Raw genomic sequence first — 6,766 nt, 5'->3', positions numbered from 1 at the left:
CCGCCCGTCCACGCGAGTACGAGGCGCAGATCGAGGAGCGCAACCGCGCCCGCTACGACAAGCCGCGTGTCTCCACCCCCAAGACGTTCGGGGACCAGGAGGGCGAGCGGCTGCAGAAGGTGCTGGCCAGGGCCGGTATGGGCTCGCGCCGCGCCTGCGAGGAGCTGATCGACCAGGCCCGTGTCGAGGTCAACGGCCGGATCGTCACCGAGCAGGGCGTCCGCGTCGACCCGGACAAGGACGAGATCAAGGTGGACGGCCTCACCGTCGCCACCCAGTCGTACCTCTTCTTCGCCCTGAACAAGCCCGCCGGCGTCGTCTCCACCATGGAGGACCCCGACGGCCGCCAGTGCCTGGGCGACTACGTCACCAACCGGGAGACCCGCCTCTTCCACGTCGGCCGGCTGGACACCGAGACCGAGGGCATCATCCTGCTCACCAACCACGGCGAGCTGGCCCACCGGCTGACGCACCCCCGCTACGGCGTCCAGAAGACCTACCTGGCGGCCATCCAGGGCCCGCTGCCGCGCGACATCGGCAAGCGGCTCAAGGACGGCATCCAGCTGGAGGACGGCTACGCCCGCGCCGACCACTTCCGCGTGGTGCAGCAGACCGGCAAGAACTACCTGGTCGAGGTGGTGCTGCACGAGGGCCGCAAGCACATCGTGCGGCGGATGCTCGCCGAGGCGGGCCACCCCGTCGACAAGCTCGTCCGCACCGGCTTCGGCCCCATCGCCCTCGGCGACCAGAAGTCCGGCTGGCTGCGGCGGCTGACCAACACCGAGGTCGGCATGCTGATGCGCGAGGTCGAACTCTGACCCGGCCCCGTACGGCACGGCGCCCCCGGCCCTGACACCGGCGGCCGGCCGGGGACACCCCGCCCGGCCGCCGGCGGCGCTGGTTACGCTGAGGAGGCGTGCCGACGCGCACGCGGACACACGCAGGAAGAGAGAGCACGACGTGGCGGTACGAGCGGTCCGGGGGGCCGTCCAGCTGGAGCGGGACGACGCGGCACACATGCGCGAGCGGGTGGCGGAGCTGCTCACCGCCGTGCTGGAGCGCAACGCCCTCGTCCCCGACGACCTGATCAGCGTGTGGTTCACCGCCACACCCGACCTGCACAGCGACTTCCCGGCCGCCGCCGCCCGCGACCTCGGCATCACCGACGTCCCCCTGCTGTGCGCGCGGGAACTCGACGTCGACGGTGCCATGGAACGCGTCGTCCGCGTCCTGGCGCACGTCGAGACCGACGTCACCAAGGCCGGCATCGCCCATGTGTACCTCGGTGCCACCGCCGCGCTGCGGAAGGACATCGCGCAGTGAGGACAGCGCTCGTCATCGGCACCGGCCTGATCGGCACCTCGGTCGCCCTCGCCCTCCACGCCCGCGGGGTGCGCGTCCACCTGGAGGACCACGACGAGGCCCAGGCCCGCACCGCCGCCTCCCTCGGCGCGGGCACCGCCGAGCCGCCCACCGGACCCGTCGACCTCGTCGTCGTCGCCGTACCGCCCGCCCATGTCGCGACCGCCCTGGGCGCCGCCATGGACCGCGGCATCGCCCGCGCCTACCTCGACGTCGCCAGCGTCAAGGGCGGCCCCCGCCGCGCGCTGGAGGCCACCGGCCGCGACCTGACCCGCTACCTCGGCACCCACCCGATGGCGGGCAAGGAACGCTCCGGCCCGCTGGCCGCGACCGCCGACCTCTTCGAGGGCCGCCCCTGGGTGCTGACCCCGTCGCCCGGCGGCGACACCGAGGTGCTCAACCTCGCCCTGGAACTGGTCGCCCTGTGCCGGGCCGTCCCGGTGGTGATGGACGCCGACGCCCACGACCGCGCCGTCGCCCTCGTCTCGCACACCCCGCAACTGGTCTCCAGCCTCGTCGCCGCCCGCCTCCAGGGCGCCGACGAGACCGCCGTACGCCTCTGCGGCCAGGGCATCCGCGACGTCACCCGGATCGCCGCCTCCGACCCCCGCATGTGGCTCGACATCCTCTCCGCCAACCCCGGGCCGGTCGCCGAGGTGCTCTCCGCCGTCGCCGACGACCTGGGAGCCACGGTCCGCGCCCTGCGCGCCCTGGAGTCCGGCGACGAGGAGCGGCGCGGCGGCGGCGCCGAGGGCATCGAGGACGTCCTGCGCCGCGGCAACGCCGGCCGCGAACGCGTCCCGGGCAAGCACGGCGCCGCCCCCGCCGCCTACGAGACCGTCTCCGTCCACATCGGCGACCAGCCCGGCGAGCTGGCCCGCATCTTCGCCGACGCCGGCCGCGCCGGGGTCAACATCGAGGACGTCCGCATCGAGCACGCCACCGGCCAGCAGGCCGGCTTCATCCAGCTCACCGTCGCCCCGGCCGCCGTGCCCGCGCTGACCGCGGAGCTGCGCGAGAGAGGCTGGTCCATCCGGCAGTGAGACCGTGGACAGGGGGAAGCGGCCGACCAAGTAACCTTGGCCGAGGCCGTTTGGGCCCCGGATCCCGCCCTGTGCAACCAGAGAGGTCTTCGTCACCGTGGAAACCGCCGCCCGGACCGCACCGGCAGCAGTGATTGTCGCCATCGACGGCCCCGCCGGCACGGGCAAGTCCAGCACGTCCAAGGCCGTCGCCGCCACGCTCGGCCTCGGGTACCTCGACACCGGGGCCCAGTACCGCGCGATCACCTGGTGGATGCTGGCCAACGGCATCGACGTGCGGGACGCCGCCGCGGTCGCCGAGGCCAGCGCCAAGCCGGTGATCGCCTCCGGTACCGACCCGGCCGCCCCGGCCATCACCGTCGACGGCGCGGACGCGTCCGGCCCGATCCGCACCCAGGAGGTCACCGCCGCGGTCAGCGCCGTCAGCGCCGTCCCCGAGGTACGCGAGCGGATCACCGCCCTCCAGCGCTCCATCGCCGCCTCGGCCCCCCGCGGCATCGTCGTCGAGGGCCGCGACATCGGCATCACGGTGCTGCCCGACGCCGACCTCAAGGTCTTCCTGACCGCCTCGCCCGAGGCCCGCGCGGCCCGCCGCAGCGGTGAGCTGAAGGGCAAGGACGCGGCCGGCCTCGCCGCCACCCGCGAGGCCCTGCTCAAGCGGGACGCCGCCGACTCCTCCCGCGCCGCCTCGCCGCTGGCCAAGGCCGCCGACGCCGTCGAGGTCGACACCACCGACCTCACCCTGGAGCAGGTCGTCGAGTGCGTGGTCACCCTCATCGAGGGCGCCGCCGCCGCGAAGGCGGGGCGGTGACCCAGGACACCGGGGCGCCCGGACCGCGGGGCGCCGCGGTCGGGCGCCGCATCGGCATCGGCCTGATGTACGGGCTGTGGCGGCCGCGGGTCCTGGGCGCCTGGCGGATGCCGTCCGCCGGCCCGGTGATCCTCGCCGTCAACCACACCCACGGCATCGACGGCCCGATGCTGATGGGCACCGCGCCCCGCCCGGTGCACTTCCTGATCAAGAAGGAAGCCTTCGCCGGCCCGCTCGACCCGTTCCTGCGGGGCATCGGGCAGCTGAAGGTGGACCGCGCCACCACCGACCGCCGGGCGGTCACCGACGCCCTGGGCGTCCTGGCACGCGGCGGGGTCCTGGGCATCTTCCCGGAGGGCACCCGCGGCGAGGGCGACTTCGCCTCCCTGCGGGCGGGCCTCGCCTACTTCGCGGTGCGCTCCGGCGCCCCGGTCGTCCCGGTCGCGGTCCTCGGCAGCACCGAGCGCCGCAGCCGGCTCGTCCCGGCGGTGCCGCCGCTGCGCGGCCGGATCGACGTCGTCCTCGGGGACCCCTTCACGGCGGGTGACGGCAGCGGGCGGCGCACCCGTACGGCGCTGGACGAGGCGACCGTACGCATCCGGGAACGGCTCACCGCCCACCTGGAAAACGCCAGGCGCCTGACCGGGCGCTGACCGACACTTGAGCAGGGGGCCGCGCGAGGCGGCCCCCCGACGACGAAGCCTGCGGCACCCGCCGCACTGTGAGTACGAGGAACGGACTTCATGAACGACCAGATCCCCACCGGCGACGAGCACGGGGCGCTTGGCGACGCCGAGTACGCGGAGTTCATGGAGCTTGCCGCGCAGGAGGGCTTCGACCCCGAGGAGGTCGAGGGCGACATCGCGGCCGCCGGGCACGGCCCGCTGCCGGTGCTCGCCGTCGTCGGCCGCCCCAACGTCGGCAAGTCGACCCTGGTGAACCGCATCATCGGCCGCCGTGAGGCGGTCGTCGAGGACCGGCCGGGCGTCACCCGCGACCGCGTCACCTACGAGGCCGAATGGAACGGACGCCGCTTCAAGGTCGTCGACACCGGCGGCTGGGAGCAGGACGTCCTCGGCATCGACGCCTCCGTCGCGATGCAGGCCGAGTTCGCCATCGAGGCCGCCGACGCCGTCGTCTTCGTCGTGGACGCCAAGGTCGGCGCCACCGACACCGACGAGGCCGTCGTCAAGCTGCTGCGCCGCGCCGGCAAGCCCGTCGTCCTGGTCGCCAACAAGGTCGACGGCCCCTCCGGCGAGGCCGACGCCGCGATGCTCTGGTCGCTGGGCCTCGGCGAGCCCCACCCCGTCTCCGCGCTGCACGGCCGCGGCACCGGCGACATGCTCGACGCCGCCCTGGAGGCCCTGCCCGAGGCGCCCGCGCAGACCTTCGGCCAGGTGGTCGGCGGCCCGCGCCGGATCGCCCTCATCGGCCGCCCCAACGTCGGCAAGTCCTCGCTGCTCAACAAGGTCGCCGGCGAGGAGCGGGTGGTCGTCAACGAGCTGGCCGGCACCACCCGCGACCCGGTCGACGAGATGATCGAACTGGGCGGCAAGACGTGGAAGTTCGTCGACACCGCCGGCATCCGCCGCCGGGTGCACCTCCAGGAGGGCGCCGACTACTACGCCTCGCTGCGCACCGCGGCGGCCGTGGAGAAGGCCGAGGTCGCCGTCGTCCTGATCGACGCGGGCGAGTCCATCAGCGTCCAGGACCAGCGGATCATCACCATGGCCGTGGAGGCCGGACGGGCCCTGGTCATCGCCTACAACAAGTGGGACACCCTCGACGAGGAGCGCCGCTTCTACCTGGAGCGCGAGATCGAGCGGGACCTCGTGCAGGTCCCGTGGGCGATGCGGGTGAACGTCTCCGCGCGCACCGGCCGCCACATGGAGAAGCTGGTCCCGGCGATCGAGACGGCGCTGGCCGGCTGGGAGACCCGCGTCCCGACCGGGCGGCTGAACGCCTTCCTCGGCGAGATCGTCGCCTCCCACCCGCACCCGGTGCGCGGCGGCAAGCAGCCCCGCATCCTGTTCGGCACCCAGGCCGGCACCAAGCCGCCCCGGTTCGTCCTCTTCGCCTCCGGCTTCCTGGAGGCCGGGTACCGCCGCTTCGTCGAGCGGCGGCTGCGCGAGGAGTTCGGTTTCGAGGGCACGCCGATCCACATCTCCGTGCGGGTGCGGGAGAAGCGCGGCCAGAAGAAGAAGTGACGGGCGGCGGCACGGCGTCCCGTGCCGCCGGCGTCAGCGTCCGTACGGCCGGGGCTGGTGCTGCCCCGGCGGCAGCGCCGGGACGGGGCCCCGCGCCGGGTAGGGCTGCTGCCGGGCGACGGCCTCCCAGCGGCCCGGCGCCGCCGGACGGCCCCAGCCCCCGGGGCCGCGCAGCGGATCGGGCCCGTCGCCCTCGCCGGAGCGGTCGCCGGGCAGGGTCCGGAACGCGCGGCGGAACTCGGCGTAGAGCGCGTCGTAGATCGGCGTGGCCGAACGCTGCTCGGCACGGTGGGGCGCCCGGGGATCGTGCGACGGGCGCATCCCGGGGATCTGGTGGGGGTACGGAGGACGCGGCGAGGGCTCGTATGGGTGCACGTCTGCACCAACGACCCCGGTCCGCCGGGGATGCGGCTTTCCCCCGGAAACGCCGGATCGCGGGTGCCCTGCGCCGGGGCGCGGAAGGGCACCCGCGATCCGCGGGCGGGCCGGACGCTCAGGTGCCGGCCAGCGGCATCACCCCGCCGACGAGCTCACCGCGCGCCGCGGCCCGCTCCAGCGCCTGCCGCATCAGGTCCTCCCGCGGCTGGTGCCCGATGCCGCCCGCGGGCGCGGCGTACATCACGACGTTCTGCGCCTTGGTGGCCGCGGCGCGCCAGCCGTCCGACACGGCCAGCGGCTGGTGCGCCTGCCACCACGCCGCCTGGGCGCCACCGTTGCCGGGCTGGAGGACGGCGTGCAGTTTGCCCATGGCCAGCAGCGCCGACCAGCCGTGGTTGGGTCCCGGCAGCACGGCCACGTCCGTCACCCGCTGGAAGCCGTTCTCCAGCAGCAGCGGCAGGAAGTCGTCGTCCAGGCTGACCGACCCCGGGCGGGCGATGGGGCTGCTGGGCTCGACGACCAGTGCCGCCCGCAGCTCTCCCTCGACCAGCACCAGACCGCAGGTGACGCCGAGGGTCGCCTGCCGTTCCGCGGTGGGGACGGGCGCGGCGGGCGCGCCGCCGTCCTGCGCGGAGATGGAGGCCACGGCCCCCTTGAGCTGCTCCTCCGCCACCGGGACGACCTGCGAGGGGATGCAGGAGGCGTGCGCGAAGGCGAGCACCGCGGTCTCCTCACCGACGAACAGGACGGTGCTGGTGCGCTCCTGCTCGCTGTCGCCGGGGGTGCGGCAAGAGGTGCAGTCGTACTGGCCGGGGGCGCCCCCGCCGGCCAGCAGACGATCGGCCTCTGCATCACCGATCTCGGCGCGGACCTCGTCGCTGACGTCGAGCATGCGCGGCACGGATGGCTCCTCGATCTCTGAGCGGTCACCGGGCGGTCTCCCGGCTCGTAGAAGCACAACGGGC

The 6,766-nt window shown here is 74.5% G+C and carries 8 protein-coding genes; 6 read left to right on the top strand and 2 right to left on the bottom strand.

The window, feature by feature from the left end:
- From AC51EU_RS25035 to der, 6 genes are all read left to right on the top strand, one after another.
- Window positions 1-818: pseudouridine synthase (locus AC51EU_RS25035; protein ID WP_496269331.1), on the top strand; the 818-nt coding region annotated here is incomplete at its 5' end.
- Window positions 819-960: 142 nt separating this feature from the next.
- Entirely contained in the window at window positions 961-1,323 is a 363-nt protein-coding gene (aroH, locus tag AC51EU_RS25030; RefSeq protein ID WP_496269330.1) for a chorismate mutase, read from the top strand.
- Window positions 1,320-2,405 carry a prephenate dehydrogenase gene (locus tag AC51EU_RS25025; protein WP_496269329.1) on the top strand — a complete coding sequence of 362 codons (1,086 nt, stop codon included), beginning with the start codon at window positions 1,320-1,322 and terminating at the stop codon, window positions 2,403-2,405. The genes aroH and AC51EU_RS25025 overlap by 4 nt, the downstream gene beginning before the upstream one ends.
- A gap of 97 nt (window positions 2,406-2,502) precedes the next feature.
- Window positions 2,503-3,216, top strand: a complete 714-nt coding sequence (gene cmk / locus AC51EU_RS25020; RefSeq protein ID WP_496269328.1) for a (d)CMP kinase — start codon at window positions 2,503-2,505, stop codon at window positions 3,214-3,216.
- Window positions 3,213-3,869 (top strand): lysophospholipid acyltransferase family protein, encoded by a 657-nt coding sequence (locus tag AC51EU_RS25015; protein WP_496269327.1) that lies wholly within the window; start codon window positions 3,213-3,215, stop codon window positions 3,867-3,869. Before cmk ends, AC51EU_RS25015 begins: the two co-directional genes overlap by 4 nt.
- A gap of 90 nt (window positions 3,870-3,959) precedes the next feature.
- Entirely contained in the window at window positions 3,960-5,423 is a 1,464-nt protein-coding gene (der, locus tag AC51EU_RS25010; protein WP_496269326.1) for a ribosome biogenesis GTPase Der, read from the top strand.
- A 33-nt stretch (window positions 5,424-5,456) separates the two neighbouring features.
- Here the strand turns inward: der and AC51EU_RS25005 are convergent, their stop codons facing one another.
- Together AC51EU_RS25005 and AC51EU_RS25000 are read right to left on the bottom strand one after the other, a co-directional pair.
- Window positions 5,457-5,798 (bottom strand): hypothetical protein, encoded by a 342-nt coding sequence (locus AC51EU_RS25005; protein ID WP_496269325.1) that lies wholly within the window; start codon window positions 5,796-5,798, stop codon window positions 5,457-5,459.
- A 118-nt stretch (window positions 5,799-5,916) separates the two neighbouring features.
- Entirely contained in the window at window positions 5,917-6,702 is a 786-nt protein-coding gene (locus AC51EU_RS25000; RefSeq protein WP_496269324.1) for a DUF8842 C-terminal domain-containing protein, read from the bottom strand.
- Window positions 6,703-6,766 lie beyond the last annotated feature (64 nt).

This window comes from Candidatus Streptomyces philanthi (assembly GCF_059553635.1).
The sequence above is the reverse complement of the archived record's forward strand: the minus strand, read 5'-3'. Positions and strand labels throughout refer to the sequence as shown.